This window comes from Actinomycetota bacterium, from assembly GCA_030682655.1.
Lineage (GTDB): Bacteria > Actinomycetota > Coriobacteriia > Anaerosomatales > JAUXNU01 > JAUXNU01.
Window position 1 is genome coordinate 1 of record JAUXNU010000165.1, and the last position, 1,174, is coordinate 1,174.

2 protein-coding genes are annotated in these 1,174 nt (G+C 64.0%); both read left to right on the forward strand.

The window, feature by feature from the left end:
* Positions 1–563 (forward strand): Obg family GTPase CgtA (gene cgtA / locus Q8K99_10905; protein MDP2183063.1); only part of this gene is annotated, 563 nt, incomplete at its 5' end.
* Positions 560–1,174: glutamate 5-kinase (gene proB, locus Q8K99_10910; GenBank protein MDP2183064.1), on the forward strand; the 615-nt coding region annotated here is incomplete at its 3' end. The genes cgtA and proB, both read left to right, overlap by 4 nt.

Consider the following 1,174-nt stretch of genomic DNA (forward strand, 5'->3'; position numbering starts at 1 on the left):
ATGCCGAGGAGCTGGCGGACCGTCCCAGGGTCGTCGTCGGCAACAAATGTGACATGCCGGGCGTGGGAGACGCCTCAGGAGTCCTCGCCGCCCGCTGTGATGAGAGCGGGGTGGAATACTTCGCGGTCTCCGCACTCACAGGCGAGGGCATCGACCCGATGCTGCGCTCTATCGCAGCACGTGTGTACGACCTGCGCCGTGTGGAGGCGCGCTCCGAGGAGCGTTTCGAGGCTGAATGGGTCCACACCGTGAGGGACGATCGCACGTTTGAGGTACGCCGCTTCGGCGACGGCTGGGTCGTAGAAGGCCGCGGTGTCGAACGCATGGTGATCATGACGGAGATGGACAACGAGGAGGCCCTGGCGTTTCTGCAGAAGCGCCTCGTGAAAGCCGGCGTAGAACGTGCGCTCGAAGAGGCGGGAGCTTTCGACGGTGACGAGATCATCATCGCCGGACGCGCCTTCGAGTTCTCTTCCGCACTTGCCCGGGACCCCGAGGTCGCCTACATAGAAGACGAGGTATTCGCTGCCGACGACGAGCGTGAGGACGTGGAATCCACGTGAGCAGGTACCGCCGCATTGTAATAAAGGTCGGATCGACCACGCTCGTCGACGAGAACGGGCGTCCTGATCGAGCGTTCATCGGCGATCTCGTCGGGCAGATCTGCGATGTGCGGGCGTCCGGTTCGCAGGTCGTGCTCGTCACGTCCGGTGCGATTGCCGCCGGAGTCGAGGCGCTCGGCCTGAAAGAGCGTCCCGACGACATGCCTTCGCTGCAGGCAGCGGCGTCCGTGGGGCAGGTGCGACTCATCGAGACCTACGCCGAGCTGTTCCAGGGGCGTGGTGTTCCGGTGGGCCAGGTCCTCCTCACGCGCCATGACACAGGACATCGCGAGGCGTACCTACATGCTCGTGACACCTTCGACAGGCTTCTTGATATGGGCGTGGTTCCCGTCGTGAACGAGAACGACACGGTCGCCGTAGACGAGATCCGCTTCGGCGACAACGACGCTCTCGCGGCTCTCGTAGCGACCATGATCCGTGCCGACCTTGTCGTGCTTCTCACGGACATCGAGGGTCTCTACGATGCGGATCCACGCGTTGCCGAGGAGGCTCTCCTCCTCGATCAGGTCGAGGAACTCACAGACCTTCTCGTTGCCGCCGCGGGTGGGTCG